Genomic DNA, 16,076 nt, shown 5'->3' on the forward strand with positions numbered 1-16,076 from the left:
GCAGGTGGGATTTTTGTTTATTAAGATTATTTAACTGTTGCTGTGCTTGTAATCAATTCAACAGCTTTTTTGATTGTGATATCGTGTTTCAACATATCAGCTGAAAGCAAGCTTTGTACTTGTGCAACTTCCATGTTGTAGTCTGTTGCCAATTGCTCAACTTCTTTTTGGATTTCTTCTTCTGAAGCATCAAATCCTTCAGCTTTGGCAACTGCTTCGATAACAAGGTTAGTCTTAGTACGTGACTCAGCTTCTGCTTGGTATTGGTTATGAAGGTCTTCTTGAGTAGTTCCAGTGATTTGGAAGTACATATCAGGGTTGATACCTTGACGTTGCAAGTTTCCAAGGAATTCATTTACTGAACGGTGAACTTCTTCGTGAATCATTTCTTCTGGAAGTTCTACGATTTCAGCGTTTTCTACAGCTTTATCGATTGCTGCACCTTCAACTGCATCTTTGTAAGCTTCTTCTTTAGCAGCAGCCAATTCTTTGCGGTATTTTTCTTTCAATTCAGCAAGTGTTTCAACTTCTTCGTCGATGTCTTTTGCAAGTTCATCGTCAAGAGCTGGAACTTCTTTAGCTTTTACTTCGTGGATAGTTGTCACGAATTTAGCTTCTTTACCTGCAAGGTCTTCTGCTTGGTAGTCTTCTGGGAATGTTACGATAACATCAACAGTTTCACCAGCTGAGTGACCTACCAATTGGTCTTCGAAACCAGGAATGAATTGACCTGAACCAAGTCCAAGTGAGAAGTTTTCACCTTTTCCACCATCAAATTCAACACCGTCGATAGAACCAACGAAGTCGATGACAACAGTGTCGCCGTTTTCAGCAGCAGCTTCCTTGATAACCAATTCAGCCAAGTTGTTGCGTTCGCGTTCGATACGCTCTTCAACGTCAGCATCAGTTACTTCTTTTTCTACATCTACTGATACTTCAAGGTTTTTGTAGTCACCCAATTTTACTTCAGGTTTTGTCACGACTTCAGCTGTAATAACCCAGTCTTGACCTTTTTCCATTGAAGTTACATCAATTTTTGGTTGAGCAACCACTTCAAGACCAGCTTCTTTTACAGCTGCTTCATAAGCGTTTGGCAAAAGAGCGTTCATAACATCTTGGTAAAGTGACTCTTCACCAAATTTTTTGTCGAAGATAGGACGTGGAAGGTGACCTTTACGGAAACCTGGAACATTAAGAGATTTCTTCACTGAGTTGAAGACACGATCCAATTCTGGTTTGATTTGGTCTTGAGAGATAGTGAAAGTCAAGACACCACGGTTTGTTTCTTTGTTTTCAAATGATACAGACATTCTGTCATTTCTCCTTAAAATTTTTTAAATACAGTCTATTATAACATAAATGGGCGACTTTTTTCAAGTAATGACTGCGCTTTTCAATGATGGTAGAAGTATGGTTTCTCCTTGGTTTTCTTTATACTAGATTGAAATCAAAAAGCATTATATAATAGTGATAGGAAATCAACTAAAGAAGAAATCTTTCCACTACAAAAACGCATATTATCAAGGTTTTTGAACACCTAATAATATGCGTTTTTTTCTATTTTAAAGACTTTTATCCACCTATTATAAAAAGTTAAGTATCCATCACAGTTTACAATTAGCCTTCATTACTTAATCCATTCACCATTGTAGTTGACGTAGTAGCCACCTACTGTGGTATTAACAGCTAAAGCACCTGAGCTATAAGCATAGTACCATTTTCCATTGACCTGGAACCAGCCTGTCTTCATATCTCCATTACTTGCATTTAGGTAGTACCAAGTTGAACCATCTTTCACCCAACCGGTAGACATTGCACCTGATGAACGAAGGTAGTACCAACTGTTACCAACATAAGCCCAACCTGTCTTCATATCACCATTTTGAGCATCTAGATAATACCAAGTTGAACCATCTTTCACCCAACCAGTTGCCATAGCACCTGATGAACGGAGATAGTACCAGTTATTACCTAGATATTGCCATCCTGTTTGCATAATGCCAGTTTCTGGGTCTAGGTAATACCATGGAGCAGGTTTGCTTCTATCAATGTCAATAGTAACATGAAAATCTTGAGTCCAACCCTTAGCAACTTCACCAATTGGTAGTGGATTGTACGAATCATCGCCAAAATTTCCTAGCTTATTTAAATAATACCAATGACCCTCTTCATAAATCCAACCTGTCTTTACAGCATAATTATTATCAAAATAATAAGTTCTCTTTTCAGCAGATGGAGTATATTGTTCACCGTATACTTTTCCTGTGTTTTCAGACGTTTTTGCCTCTAGTACTTGTTTATCTGTTTGTTCTAGCAAAGCACCATCTTGTCCAAAATAGTACCACTTCTCCTGAAGGGCAATTTCATTAACTGGTTGGTTGTCTAATAAATTATCACGATAGCCTGTCCCAGGGATTTCTATGTATTGCCAACCAACTACCATTTCTCCTTTATCACCAAAATAGTAAGTTTTACCGTCTATTTTATGCCAATAGATTGCTTTATGATCATCTTTTACATAATATTTTCTATTATCCTTATCAACAAATCGGCCACCTGTGGTATTCGCAAATACTGTACTTGTCGCTAGCAAACCAAAGAAAAATACTGTCAGTCCAACTTGCATAGTTTTTTTCAAAATTTTCATCTATATATCCTCCAATATTAAATCCACTCACCAGATGAGGCGAAATTATACACTTTACCATCGATAGTTTGGCTACCTGTAACCATTGCTCCAGAGGAATTGAGATAATACCAGTTTCCTCCTACTTTTATCCAACCTTTTTTCATGTCTCCATTAGTAGGATCTAGATAGTACCATGTTGAGCCATCTTTATACCAACCAGTCTTCATATCACCATTGGTCTTATCGAAATAATACCATCTTCCTCCTACATATTTCCAACTTGTTGCCATAGAACCAGAGGAGCCAAAATAATACCATTTTCCGTTTACTTTTTGCCAATCTGTAAGCATCTTACCTGAAGCATCTAGATAGTACCATGTATCATTTATCTTTTGCCAACCCGTTTGTTTATTACTATTCTTATAATAATACCAAGTATCACTAATCAACTTCCATCCATCAATAGAATGCCCTTTAATAACAGAGTAGATGAAAGATAGAGCTTTCTCATTTAACTTAACAGCATAATTCATTTGTTCAGGGTCACTCCCATTAGTATGAACTCCAACAATCCTATTATTAGAATCATACACTGCTGAACCGCTAGCACCACCCTTTGTATCTATTTGGTAGAATAAAAAATCATTTGTATCTTGAAGTATCGTTTTTGTATCAGTATACATCTGCTTAATACCCTTATTAACAGCAGAATATCCCGTAACTGTTACATCTAGATTTTTAGTATTTTCTAAATTATTGGGAAGTCCTAACGTCCCCAATTGAGCACCAATCGGTTCTTCCAAAATTAAAACTGCTAAGTCATAGGTAGTAAGCTCATTTGGAGCAGTATTTCGAAATTCTTTTAAATAACGAACTTCTTTGACTTTTATTTCACCAAATGGATTACTATCTGGAGTAGCCGCAGGCATAATCTCTACTTCAGTCGCTTCTGTTTTGGATTCACGGTCATAAACGACATGAGCTGCTGTAATCAAAACATTGTCTTTGATAAAGGAAGCACTTCCTCTACCTGTACCTATTTCTACTGAATCGGCATTTTTAATTTTGAATGTTGCTTTTACATAAGCTGATGTAGAGTAAGGATATTGTAAAGTATTTTTTACTTTAACTAAATCATTTTTGCCAATAATGACTTCTGACTGATTTGTATAATATTGACCATAAGTTGGCGAAATCTCAGGAAGTGACAAATTATTAGTTCCTGGACTTTTCTGTAATGTCTCACTTACCTCATATTCTTCACCTGTACTAGAAATAACAGTCAAAGCAGATACTGTCGATAACTGGCTAGCCAATAAAGTACTCGCAATAATTGAAATACCCAATTTTTTATAAAAAGTTTTCTTCATTATTCTATCCTCCTAATGTAATTATAGCATACCATTCTAAATTTCTCAATCTACTATAGAATCAAGAAATCTACCGCCTTCTTTAAATATCCTCTATTATGACATAAACGAGCGACTTTTTTCAAGTAATGACTGCGCTTTTCAACCATGCTAGAGGTACTTGCTCACTTCTTTGGTACTCAACTCAATCATTTCCTCAATATTATTCTTATATAACAATTAAAAATCTTCCCGCCCCACCAAGTGGTGCTGAAAGGCATAGACTGCTGCCTGAGTGCGATCACTGACCTCAAGCTTAGCAAGGATATTGGACACATGGGTCTTGACCGTCTTAAGAGAGATAAAAAGTTCATCAGCGATGCGCTGATTTTCATAGCCCTTGGCGATGAGTTGGAGAACATCTCGCTCACGCGCAGTTAGGTCCTCATGAAGTTCCATGTGATTTCGGTGGTATTCGACCTTCTTGCTGACCTCTTGCTCAATGGCTAACTCCCCAGCAGCTACCTTGCGGACAGCATGGAGCAATTCATCTGCACTAGAAGTCTTAAGCATATAGCCCCTAGCACCAGCATTTAAGACAGGCATGATTTTTTCATTGTCCAAGTAAGAGGTCACAATTAATATTTTGGCTTCAGGCCATTCTTTGAGGATGGCTAAGGTCGCGTCAATCCCATTCATCTCAGGCATGACAATATCCATGACAATAACATCTGGACGCAATTCCAATGCCAAGTCAATACCTTGAGACCCATTTGCAGCCTCGCCCACAACTTCTACATCGTCTTGGAGGTCAAAGTAGCTTTTCAAGCCCAATCGAACCATTTCATGGTCATCTACTAGTAAAATTTTCATCTTTATTCCTTATAGTTCCTTATCTAACAAGGGAATACGGATATCAACTGCCAGCCCTTGCTTGGGAGCTGTCAAGAGTTGAACTGTTCCAGCCATATCTTCAACCCTCTCTTTGATATTTCGCAGTCCATAACTCAAGTCGTCTAAGCTCCCTAACTGGAAACCAATCCCATTGTCCACCACCTTCAGTTGCAATTCAAAATCCGTCTGATAGAGATAGACATCCAGACAAGATGCCTGGGCATGGCGGAGGGTATTGCTGATCAATTCTTGCAGAATACGGAAGATATGCTCCTCGATTTTCTTGGGTAATTTCGTCACATTTTGCTTGAAAGCAACCTTGAGATCACTCTTGTCCTCAAGCTCTTTTAAAAGGATTTGAATTCCTTCAACCAGACTCTTCTGCTCCAGCTCAACTGGTCGCAAATGCAAGAGCAAGACCCGCAAATCCTTCTGGGCTGTTTCTAAAATAGCTGTGACACTCTGCAACTGGGTCTGCATCTTTTCTCTATCCAATTTCAAAGCCTGCTGACTGACGCCTGATAAAATCATGTGGGCCGCAAACAACTCCTGACTGACTGTATCGTGCAAATCCCGAGCAATCCGCTTTCGTTCCTTCTCGATGATTTCCTCTTCCTGGGCAAGACTCTGGTTTTCAGCCTTTTGAAGTGCTTCTGTCAAAAGGTTAAGTTTGCCAGACAAGGACTTGAAACTGGCATCCAAATCTGGATCTGCAAGCTGAACCACTTCTTGCCCTGCCAACAAACGCTTGAGATTAGCCTGCATTTTTCTTAGAGAAAGCTCTTCAATACCTCGCCAAAACAGGGCTAAGAGACAGGTCATGGACATGCTGAATACCAACAACAAAAAGACAAATTTTTCTGTTTTTTCAACATCATGCAAGAAAATAGACCAGTCAAAGTCAAGGATTTCCAGCAAGCTGTGGGACAGAAATAAGACAAACAGGATGGAGGTGAGAGCAATGATTACATAGGCTTGTTTTTTCATCCTCTGACCACCTCCACATCCCCAATCATAGTAGTCAAGAAAATCTTGACACTCTTGTTACTCTTGAGATAGTCTTTCGTTTCCTGATGATAGTGTTCATTGCGGAGGGCTCTCTTGGGCTGATTGAAAAAAGTCAAATCCCCATAGAGACAGTTAACACTGAGACTGACTTCTACATCTACAGGTACAATGATTTTAGTCGTTCCTACCATCTTTCTGAGGATAATGACATTGTCGTGATTGGTTAGGATGACCCTCTCCAGATGAATAGTGTCCCTACCCATGAGACGAAAGAGATTGATATCATCAAACTGGCAAGTCTGGTAACTTGAAAAATGATGGAGATTTCCAAACCAACGATTTTTCTCCTTCTTAACCGTTACCACCTCTTCAAAAACCAAATTGGTCTGCTCTTTTTCCTGATTCATCATCGGGTAAAGAAGAAAGAGACTGTATATAACCGCAACAAAAATAGCTAGAATCACAAAAGGATTGAGCATGACGATAAAAAAGAAGAGAATGGTTGCCACCACTAAAAGAAGATTATTTCCCTCTTTACCAGTGTAATAGCGAATTAAAAGCAAAAAGAGGAATAAAATCAGCAGAAAACGTGAAAAATGCTCTGAAACCATCAAAATCAGAGCTCCCGTCAAAAGACAGGCTTCGATAAATAAAAAGATTTTAAATTTTCTCATAGGTTCATCCTCTCTCTTCTATTTTATCACACTTCAAAAAAGCCACCTCGGTCTGAAGATGGAAAAAAGGCGGTGATTACGCCTTTTTCATCTGATCTTTTGCTTCTTTTAATTTTCCATAAAGAAGATAGTCTACTTTTTGCAGATCTGCTATGGTAGCACAATTAAGAGCACACATAATCAAACGCAGATCGTCTTTCCAGTCTTGGACAATGCCAATCACTTCTTCGACTGTGTAGCTTTCAATCAATTCCAGAACGGTTCGTGACAGCCCTACAGCCTTTGCGCCAAAGACCAAGCACTTAATCATATCCAGCGGATTGCGAACGCCTCCACTGACCAAGAGTTCGACCTTGTCTTTCCTGTCTTGGGCATTGAGAAGGGCTTGCATGGTAGACTGGCCCCATTGATTGAGGTAATCACGCTGACCACTGCGACGGTTTTCAATATAGGCAAAGCTGGTGCCACCACGGCCTGACAGGTCCACTGTACGAACACCTAGTTCATAGGCTCTTTCGATGGTCTTGGCATCCATTCCAAAGCCGACTTCCTTTAGGACAATTGGAACAGGGATTTGTTTACTATAGTCTGCTAGATTCGATTGCCAGCTTCTGAACTTCCTTTCTCCCTCTGGCATGAGTAATTCCTGCATAACATTGACATGCACTTGTAGGAGAAGGGGATCCATCTCTTCTACAGTCTGAAGTCCTAACTCGACAGACTTATCCAATCCAATATTGGTTCCAATAAGGAGATTTGGATGACTAGACTTAACAGAAAAAGAGTCATCTGTTGAATCTTTGAGGGCTGCGCTATAAGATCCCGTCACAAACAAAATCCCACAGGCGTCCGCCACCTGAGCTAGTTTTTGATTGATTTCTTTACCTTTTTCACTCCCACCTGTCATGGCATTGATATAAAAAGGAAAATCCCACTTTCGACCAGCAAACTCTGTCGACAGATCGATTTCATCCAGATCGTAAAGAGGCAAGGAAGCATGAATCAACTCCACCTCATCAAAGCTATTATAGGAACTTTTCTGCTCAAGGGCATAGCGGATGTGCTCATCCTTACGATTTGTCGTCATGTCCTATCCTTTCTTGGTATAAGAGCTCAATCCCCAGATTGACCCAACGGTTTTTTAGGGTTTCAGTTGATTGCTCATCAAAACTCAAGGCAATACCACAATCACCACCACCAGCGCCGCTACTCTTAGCAACAGCCTGCAAATCTTGACTGGCTTCTTTCAACTGTCTAAGCGAAGGCGTGTAAATATCTGTACTCAATTCTTCTAAAAGCTGGCTGGCTGTTTCCACCTGCTCAATGATTTTTTCTGCATTCCCCTGCTCCAAGGCTTCTACCAAAGAAGCCACCGTTTCTTTTGAGGAACTTAAAAAATTCTGATTGATATTTTGCTTGATTTGCTGAACCATGTTACTAGACACAGCTACTTCCTTGGTCCATCCCACTAGGAAATCACATTCTAGGGTAGGTTTCACTTGTGAGATAGAAAAGCCCCACTCACGCTCCAAAACTGTCGCCAAGTTTTCTTCTTCCAACCAAGCAGCAACCTTCTGGCGATCAAATGACTGGTAGAGAACCAATTCCTCTGCTACAATACAGGCAAGGTCTCCCATAGAACCATTGTCTCCGCGCTTGAGCAAGACAGCGCTAGCCAGCTTGAACAAGAGCTCCTGATCAACCGAAAGATCATATAGAGCAAGCAAAGCCTTGATAACCAAGACAACGACGCTACCGCTAGAACCCAGACCAAACTTTTTCCCTTCTCGTTCCATTTTCCCTCGGATTTCCAAAGAAAAAGGTCGTAAGGTTTGTCCACGATAAACGAGGAAATTTTCCACTAAAGCAATCGTTTCTTGAATCAAGCTATAGTCAGGATTTGGCGTCAAATCTACTGCGAAATCAAACATATCTGAGTAGATACGGTAACTATCAGAAAAAGCAATCTCAGCCCTCATATAGATGGGAATATCCTTTATCAAGGCCAACTGTCCTGACTCTAAAATAGCATATTCGCCTGCCCAATAGAGCTTTCCGCAAGTTTTAACAGTAATCATCTTGACTCAAATCCTTTGTTTTTGACACAATCAAGCGATAACGTTGACCGAAGATTTTTGATAAATGCTCCAAGTCTTTCTCCTGACAAAGGACCTTGACATTGGGACCAGCATCCATGGTAAAGTAGCAGGCTTCCCCTTGCTCACGTAGCTGGCGGACAAAGTCCATGGCTTCATAAGACGCATCCGTCAGATAAGAAAAGGCTGGTGATGCTGTTTTGGTCGTAGCGTGCATAGCCAGGGCATTTTCCTCCGTTAACTCCCCAACCTTAGCAAAGTCATTTTCCTTGAGATAAATCAGCATATCCTGATAGTCCTTCTCAGACTGACGCACCCAGTCTCCAAAAGTCGTCGAAGTTTCCACACAGAGTTTCATCCCGTCACGGCTAGAGATTGGTTTTTTCTTGTCCTCTAGCACCAACATAATCATAGCTAGTTTCAGGTCTGTCTCTACCGGGTAAATCTCTCCGCTATCCTTGTCCCAGGCACCTAATGGTCCATAAAAACTCCGAGAGGAAGATCCTGAGGCAAACTTAGCCTCCTGTGCCAACTGGCTCCGAGTCAATCCAAGCTGAAAATAAGCATTACAAGCTTTGACCAGGGCGGACAAACCACTAGAACTTGAGGACAGACCCGCTGCAGTGGGCATATTGTTTTGAGTATCAATACGAACAAAGCCCTCACCATCTGGACGATAACGGTCAATAATCTTACTCATCTTAGCATGCTCCGCCTCATTTTGTAGCTGACCATTGATATAAAAGGCATCAGTTGTCGCATGGGCTGGTAGAGGTGACAAAGTCGTCTCTGTGTACATATTTTCCAAAGTCAGAGAAATACTGCTAGTAGCAGGCACCATCTCTTTTTCTTTTTTCTTTCCCCAATATTTGATAATAGCAATATTTGCGTAGGAACGTACTGTTACAGGCTCTCTATCCATGTCTGAACAGCTCCTTTCTCTTCTAATCTTTCTGCTAGTTCTTGTGCGTGTGTCAAATTGTCTGCCAAGGCTATGATACAGCCTCCAAGCCCACCACCGCTCATCTTAGCCCCCAGAGCACCATGACTAAGAGCAGTTTCAACTAGAGAATCCGCCTCTGGGCTACTAACACCAATTTCTCTTAAATGTAAATGTGCTTGACTGAGGATTTGCCCTAGTCCTTCAGCATCTTTTCGTGAAATCGCATCCTCTGCCTGCCGGGTCAATTCTCCCAAGGCATGCAAAAACGGTAGGGCATCCTTGCCCTTATTTTGAACTACTTGAATGGCTTCACGAGTATGACCATAAACGCCCGTATCGGCAATGACCAAATAGGCAGATAAATCCATCTCAAGTTCTGTAAATCCTACATTCTTAATAAATCGAATAGGCTGGTCACTGAGACAGGTCTTGGCATCCAAACCACTAGGATTCATATGGGCAATCATCTCAGCCCGATTGACCAAGATTTCTAATACATCATGAGGCAGGTCGGCTTGATAGTAGTCAAATACCGCACGAATGGCCGCTATGCTGATAGCAGCTGACGAACCCATCCCTCGTTTTTCAGGGATAGCCGAGTCAATCTCACAACGAATGCAGGCTTCCTTGATATCCAAATACTCCAGAGAAGCATACACCGCCATAGACAAGGTATCCTCCTCATAGAGACGCCAAGGTCTCTCTGCAGGAACTACCTTACAAGTCACCTCCACCTCCAAAAGAGGCAGGGAAATGGCAGGATAACCGTAAACGACCGCATGCTCCCCTATTAAGATAATCTTACTATGTGCCTGACCGACACCAATTTTTTTTGTCATTTTTTCCTTTTACTAGACGAAAAAGCCGTCTCATTTTTTCATACAAGTATTGCTTCTCTCCTATCTATTTTATTATATTTTCACAAAAAAAGCGATTGTTTCCTTCACAATCGCCTCTTTCATTATAGGGATATATTTCCATCATTTTATTATTTAAACGATTTCTAGCATATCCTATTCTTCTCGTTTTTTAGGAAATACCGTCAAAGCACCTAGGAGAGATAAGCCACCTAGAGCTACCAACCATTCATCTCGTTGACTACCTGTCTGAGGTAGTTCATCCTGCTTGTGCACTTCAGTACTTCCTTGATTCCAATCTTCTGAAGAAATTGAGGTAGGAGTTGGTGTTGGTTGCGGTTCTGGTTTCGGTTCCGGCTTAGGCTCTGGTTTCGGTTCTGGCTTAGGCTCCGGTTTTGGTTCAGGCTTAGGCTCTGGTTTCGGTTCCGGCTTAGGCTCTGGCTTAGGCTCCGGTTTTGGGTCTGGCTTAGGTTCCGGCTTAGGCTCTGGTTTTGGCTCTGGTTTTGGCTCTGGCTCAGGCTCCGGTTTTGGGTCTGGCTTAGGCTCTGGCTTAGGCTCTGGCTTAGGTCCAGGCTTAGGCTCTGGTTTCGGTTCTGGCTTAGGAGTCGGTGCGTTAGCCACGAATACCCATGTTCCTACAAACTCTACATCTGCTTTATTTACTTGTTTATTTTCAGCATCGTAGCTCTTGAATACCCATTTTCCATCATTTTCTGTATCAACGTACTCTGTACTTGTTGGTTGAATTGTTGTTACATTTGATTTATCTACATAACAGTTTTGGTCTGTTGGTTTATAGCCTTCTATTGCTGCTGGCAATGTCTTACCTGGTGTCCCACTTTCAAATTTATATGTTACACCGTATTTATTAGCCACGAATACCCATGTTCCTACAAACTCTACATCTGCTTTATTTACTTGTTTATTTTCAGCATCGTAGCTCTTGAATACCCATTTTCCATCATTTGCTGTATCAACATACTCTGTTTTTGTTGGTTGAATTGTTGTTACATTTGATTTATCTACATAACGGTTTTGGTCTGTGGGTTTATAGTTTTCGATTGCTGCTGGTAATGTCTTACCTGGTGTCCCACTTTCAAATTTATAGGTTACACCGTATTTATTAGCCACGAATACCCATGTTCCTACAAACGCTACATCTGCTTTATTTACTTGTTTATTTTCAGCATCGTAGCTCTTGAATACCCATTTTCCATCATTTTCTGCATCTACGTACTCTGTTTTTGTCGGTTGAGTCGCAACTACATTTGCTTTATCTACATAACGGTTTTGGTCTGTTGGTTTATAGCCTTCTATTGCTGCTGGTAATGCTTTACCTTCTGTTCCACTAACGAATTTGTATGTTACACCGTATTTATTAGATTCGAATACCCATGTTCCAATGAACTCCACATCTGCTTTGTTTACTTGTTTTTTAGCTTCATCATAACCTTTGAAGACCCATTTTCCATCGTTTTCTGCATCTATATACTCTGTAGTTGTCGGTTGTGTTGGTGTTACATTCGCTTCATTTTCGTAAGTAGCTGTATCTTTTGGCTTATAGTTTTCGATTACTGCTGGTAATACTTTTCCCTCTGTTCCACTTTGGAATCGGTAGGATACATTATAAAATGTAACATAACCTAGTTCTAAAACGTTAGCTTCTACTTTGTTAATAGGTAAATTTGTAGCTGAATCCAGGCTTAACCAGCCACTACCGATTCTACCTGCACTTGGATGAACATTACCCTCAACAGAACCTGTTACTTTTAGTACTGTATTTCCATTTGTATCTGCTAACTCTTTGGCTTTATCTTGATTAATACGAACAACCATCTGATTGATTTCTTCATCACTCTTATTAGGGAACAAGGCTTTAAGTTCTGTTGATGTAAGAGATCGAAGTATCATATTGCGCATAATTGTTTCAGCAATAGACTTACCTTCATCCGGTTTTACTACACTCTCAGCTATACGCTCATTTCGTTCATTTTCCGGTCTATTACTATCATATCCGTTTAAAGATCTAAGAATCATTCTAAATGTTATATTATGGTTACCTTTAGTTTCAACACCAAATGTGACTCTAGGGTCCGTATTACTAACGATTGAATTAAAGCTATCTTTTGTATTTCCTAAGGCTGTCCCTTCTTTTGAATACACATTTAGGATTTCCTTCGTTCCATCTTCCTTAATTCCAAGAGCATACAATGGTCTCCATGAGTAACCATTAAACTCTGCATATAATTTTTCCGGAACAACTAAATCTTTGTCTAAATTCACATTTAAGTCTACATAGGTGTAAGTTTTTTTCTTTTCATCTAATTTAAAGTTATTATCCTTGTATGTGTTGGATAAAACCGGACCAACATATCCTACATGAGGATTTCTATACACAGTCATCGCTGTAGTTTTATCCATTTCAAACTCAGCTTTTAAAACCACTTCATTCACTTTTGTAGTATCATTATTGTCCGGTTTATACTCATCAATGATACGGCGGGTATTTTTTTCTTTGTCTTTTGTTTCTTTATTTAAATTAGTATTAGGTAATACTTCTTCTGATTCTACATTCGTATCAATATGAACCTTATTATCATTAATGGCAAATTTATTCATTCCACCTATAATCGCAAATCCCATAGAAAATTTATCAGCAGGGAAAGGTGTATCTTGGTCATTTAGACTGGCATAAACACCATATAGCTTAGAATCAGCTGACAAGCCATTCGGAAAGGCTGTAGCTATAGTGTCTTCTGCCGAGAACAGTCTTGCACCATCTGCAATTTTCCCATTTACTGGCGGCATATCAGACCAACCAAGAAAAGTTTTTGCAGCGCCACGGAAAAGACCTGGATTAGATAAGGGACTCCCTAATTTATCTGTAGCATTCTTATATGTATTTTCAGTATCTTTTTTTTCGTGTGATTCACTTGTCCATTGACCAATAAGACTTACTTTACCATCATAATTTGCTGGTTCTGTTGCTCTTTCAAGCCCTCTAGGTTTCTCATTATTATTTCTTGCTTCAACATTATCTTCTGGCTTAATAGGCCCATTTTCTGTTGATGCAGCTGTATTTGTATTTGTATTTTCTATTTCTGTGTCACCAGTATTAGCACCAGAAGTGCCTAGTGTGCTTGTTGTACTTGCTGAACTTGCTGAACCTAGTGTACTTGGTGGGGCTGGTGTGCCTGATACTAGTTCGCCTACTCCTGGTCCATCCGCTTGAACAGTCGCCACACCAGTTGCAAAAAACAACACCGAAGCTACTGCTACACTAGCTACTCCCAAATGATGTTTTCTAATAGAATAGCGTAAAACTTTTTTCCCGTTTTCTTCACATTTTCTTGACTTAAAGTTCATTTTCAACCTCATTTCTTTTTTACAAATGGGTACTTATACCCCCCTTAAATATTTAAGTATTTAAAGAAGGTTCGATTTTTAAGCCTAAAATTGTAATTGTTGTGATGCTTTCAAAAAAACACTTGATATTACACTAACATTATATACCTTTTTCTAAAACATGTCATGTAAAACTGGGCAAAAACTCAATTTTGTTAAAAATAAGTAAATAAGTAAATCTTTCCACAATAAACCGCATATTATCAAGGTTTTGCCAATTTTTTGACGCCTGATAATATGCGGTTTTCTGATTTTAAAAACTTTTTATCCAGTATCACTTCGTGAAGCTGCACTCTTACTTAAAATTTATCTCAAATTACAAAATACTACCATTATTTATCGAACCCATTCGCCATTATAGTTGACAGAATAGCCATCTACGGTCGTATTCACTGCCAAAGCACCTGAGATGTAAGCATAGTACCATTTGCCATTGACCTGGAACCAGCCAGTGACCATGGCTCCTGATGAACGGAGATAGTACCACTTGTTACCAAGGTTTTGCCAACCCGTTTTCATATCACCATTTGACTCGTCTAAATAATACCAAGTCGAACCTTCCTGATACCAGCCAGTTGCCATGGAACCTGATGAACGGAGATAGTACCACTTGTTACCAAGGTTTTGCCAACCCGTTTTCATATCACCATTTTCAGCATCTAAATAGTACCAAGTTGAGCCTTCTTGATACCAACCAGTTGCCATGGAACCTGATGAACGGAGGTAGTACCACTTATTGCCTAGATATTGCCAACCAGTTTGCATTGCAGCACTTGTTGGATCCAGATAGTACCATGGAGCCGCTTTAAGCTTCTCTTCATCATATGTAAGAGGAAAATCCTTAGCCCAACCACGTGCTAGCTCCCCAACAGTCAATCTGTTGATGCGAGAATCAAAGCCACCATCCTTCAGTAAATAATACCAGTGCCCCTCATCATAAACCCAACCAGTTTTTAAGGTGTGATAACTACGTTGATCTTCAAAATAATAGACTCGTTTCTCTGCTGGACTATTATATTGTTCCCCATGATGCTTGTTGACATTTGTAGCTGTTCTTGCTTCTAAAACTTGCTTACCAACAAATTCTTGTAGGACCCCATCTTGACCAAAGTAAAACCAATCTGGTCTAAAAGCAATATCTTGCCTTATAGAAGAACCAATCGTAACCCCTTCGTGTGGAGCAGGTATATATTGCCAGCCGACAACCATCTCTCCGGATAAAGGATCAAAATAATAGTATTTTCCATCAATCACTCGCCAGTAGGTTTCTTTGAGTTCCCCCTTCTTGTAGTAGGTTCTACCATTTTCTTGGACAAATTGCCAGCCTTCTGAATCAGCATCATCCGCCAATACTGCACTTGTTGCCAGTAAGCTAAAGAAAAAAACTGCTAATGCAATTTGCATCAATTTTTTTATTATTTTCATTAGACCTATCCTCCATAACTGATTGTAGCAAATACAAAATCGCATGTCAACATATAAAGAACTCATATAAAAAGCAGTTACATAACTGCAACTGCTTTTCTATTCTTGCATGGTGTAACCAACACCACGTACTGTTTTAATGTAGCTTTTTTGACCTTTTACATCAAGCTTGCTACGTAGATAACGGATATAGACATCCACGATATTGGTCTCTGTCGCACTTTCATACTTCCAGACGCTTTCCAACAACTGCTCACGAGTCAAAACTTTCTTGCTTCCCATAAGAGTGGCCAAAAGGTCATACTCACGACGCGTCAGAGCAATCATCTCCTCGCCACGATAAACGGTATGATGTTCTACATCCATACGCAGATTGCGATAAGACGTTGGAACCTTCATCTGACTACAGTGTTGGTCGATGAAGTCTCGACCTCGGAAAATCGCTGAAATACGAGCTACCAGATTCTCAATAATAACTGGCTTATAGATGTAAGAAACGGCAAAACGTTGGATTGTCTCAATCTGATCTTGCAATTCTTCGCGATGGTCCAAGACCATGATGACTGAAGCCGGCTTAGTTCGACTCAGCTTGTCTGCAAAATCCTGGGCTGTCATATCCCCCAGATGAGCATTCAATAAAATCAAGTCATAGTCTGTCTGAAGAGCCGTGGAGAGGGCTTTTTGCCCCTCCTCAACCTGATCAACTCGGTATTGCTCTTTTTGGAGTTCCAAACTTAAAAAATGAGCTAGATTTCGTTCTTTCTCAAGTAATAAAATCCGTTTCCCCATGGCAGAC

General features: G+C 40.0%; 13 protein-coding genes. All 13 read right to left on the reverse strand.

Annotation, left to right across the window (positions count from 1 at the left end):
* Positions 1-26: 26 nt before the first annotated feature.
* The 13 genes from tig to OC529_RS07570 all read right to left on the reverse strand — a co-directional run bounded on the left by tig (position 27) and on the right by OC529_RS07570 (position 16,069).
* The gene (gene tig / locus OC529_RS07510) at positions 27-1,310 is read right to left on the reverse strand and encodes a trigger factor (protein ID WP_261030165.1); all 1,284 of its coding nucleotides are present in this window, start codon (positions 1,308-1,310) and stop codon (positions 27-29) included.
* A gap of 317 nt (positions 1,311-1,627) precedes the next feature.
* Positions 1,628-2,647, reverse strand: coding sequence for a choline-binding protein CbpC (gene cbpC / locus OC529_RS07515; RefSeq protein ID WP_000698044.1), 1,020 nt, complete (start codon positions 2,645-2,647; stop codon positions 1,628-1,630).
* A 17-nt stretch (positions 2,648-2,664) separates the two neighbouring features.
* Positions 2,665-3,999, reverse strand: coding sequence for a trypsin-like peptidase domain-containing protein (locus OC529_RS11830; RefSeq protein WP_000750731.1), 1,335 nt, complete (start codon positions 3,997-3,999; stop codon positions 2,665-2,667).
* Positions 4,000-4,218: 219 nt separating this feature from the next.
* Positions 4,219-4,851, reverse strand: a complete 633-nt coding sequence (locus OC529_RS07525) for a response regulator (protein ID WP_262081864.1) — start codon at positions 4,849-4,851, stop codon at positions 4,219-4,221.
* A 9-nt stretch (positions 4,852-4,860) separates the two neighbouring features.
* Positions 4,861-5,859, reverse strand: a complete 999-nt coding sequence (locus OC529_RS07530; protein WP_262081865.1) for a sensor histidine kinase — start codon at positions 5,857-5,859, stop codon at positions 4,861-4,863.
* Positions 5,856-6,554, reverse strand: a complete 699-nt coding sequence (liaF, locus tag OC529_RS07535) for a cell wall-active antibiotics response protein LiaF (protein ID WP_262081866.1) — start codon at positions 6,552-6,554, stop codon at positions 5,856-5,858. The genes OC529_RS07530 and liaF overlap by 4 nt, the downstream gene beginning before the upstream one ends.
* A gap of 76 nt (positions 6,555-6,630) precedes the next feature.
* Complete coding sequence (gene fni, locus OC529_RS07540) at positions 6,631-7,641, reverse strand: type 2 isopentenyl-diphosphate Delta-isomerase (RefSeq protein ID WP_262081867.1); 1,011 nt, start codon at positions 7,639-7,641, stop codon at positions 6,631-6,633.
* On the reverse strand, positions 7,625-8,632 hold the full coding sequence (locus tag OC529_RS07545; RefSeq protein ID WP_262081868.1) for a phosphomevalonate kinase: 1,008 nt from the start codon (positions 8,630-8,632) through the stop codon (positions 7,625-7,627). The genes fni and OC529_RS07545 overlap by 17 nt, the downstream gene beginning before the upstream one ends.
* A complete protein-coding gene (gene mvaD / locus OC529_RS07550; protein ID WP_262081869.1) occupies positions 8,619-9,572 on the reverse strand; it encodes a diphosphomevalonate decarboxylase in 954 nt (317 codons plus the stop codon). Before mvaD ends, OC529_RS07545 begins: the two co-directional genes overlap by 14 nt.
* On the reverse strand, positions 9,554-10,432 hold the full coding sequence (gene mvk / locus OC529_RS07555) for a mevalonate kinase (RefSeq protein WP_262081870.1): 879 nt from the start codon (positions 10,430-10,432) through the stop codon (positions 9,554-9,556). The genes mvaD and mvk overlap by 19 nt, the downstream gene beginning before the upstream one ends.
* 174 nt (positions 10,433-10,606) lie before the next feature.
* Entirely contained in the window at positions 10,607-13,828 is a 3,222-nt protein-coding gene (locus OC529_RS07560; RefSeq protein ID WP_316043904.1) for an SHIRT domain-containing protein, read from the reverse strand.
* Positions 13,829-14,191: 363 nt separating this feature from the next.
* Positions 14,192-15,280 (reverse strand): choline-binding protein CbpF, encoded by a 1,089-nt coding sequence (cbpF, locus tag OC529_RS07565; RefSeq protein WP_262081872.1) that lies wholly within the window; start codon positions 15,278-15,280, stop codon positions 14,192-14,194.
* A gap of 99 nt (positions 15,281-15,379) precedes the next feature.
* Positions 15,380-16,069 carry a DNA-binding response regulator gene (locus OC529_RS07570; RefSeq protein WP_262081874.1) on the reverse strand — a complete coding sequence of 230 codons (690 nt, stop codon included), beginning with the start codon at positions 16,067-16,069 and terminating at the stop codon, positions 15,380-15,382.
* Positions 16,070-16,076 lie beyond the last annotated feature (7 nt).

The sequence above is a fragment of the Streptococcus sp. Marseille-Q5855 genome (assembly GCF_946901985.1).
Taxonomy (GTDB): Bacteria; Bacillota; Bacilli; order Lactobacillales; family Streptococcaceae; genus Streptococcus.